At 64.1% G+C, this 524-nt stretch carries 1 rRNA gene; it reads left to right on the forward strand.

The annotated features are described in order from the left end of the window. Positions 1-524 (forward strand): 23S ribosomal RNA (locus QSK21_RS35940); the annotation flags it as partial.

Genomic DNA, 524 nt, shown 5'->3' on the forward strand with positions numbered 1-524 from the left:
TCACTGGTCAAGTGATTCCGCGCCGACAATGTAGCGGGGCTCAAGCACACCGCCGAAGCCGTGGCACTCGCACCCCTGTGGGGGTGTGGGTGGGTAGGGGAGCGTCCTGCGTCCGGTGAAGCCGTCGAGTGATCGGTGGTGGAGGGTGTGGGAGTGAGAATGCAGGCATGAGTAGCGTTTCACACGTGGGAAACGTGTGCGCCGGATGACCAAGGGTTCCTGGGGCAGGCTGATCCGCCCAGGGTAAGTCGGGACCTAAGGCGAGGCCGACAGGCGTAGTCGATGGATAACGGGTTGATATTCCCGTACCCGCTGGTATGCGCCAACGCTGAACCCTCTGATGCTAACCACCCGAGCTGTGCCGGGTCCCTTCGGGGGTCTGGTGCGGGGAGCGTGGGGCCCGAGGGGGTAGTAGGTGAGCGATGGGGTGACGCAGGAGGGTAGCTCAGCCCAGGCGGTGGTTGTCCTGGGGTAAGCATGTGGCCCGCGCCATTGGTAAATCCGTGGCGCTTGTGGGTGAGGTG

It is taken from the genome of Actinomadura sp. NBRC 104412 (assembly GCF_030269515.1).
Classification (GTDB): Bacteria; Actinomycetota; Actinomycetes; order Streptosporangiales; family Streptosporangiaceae; genus Spirillospora.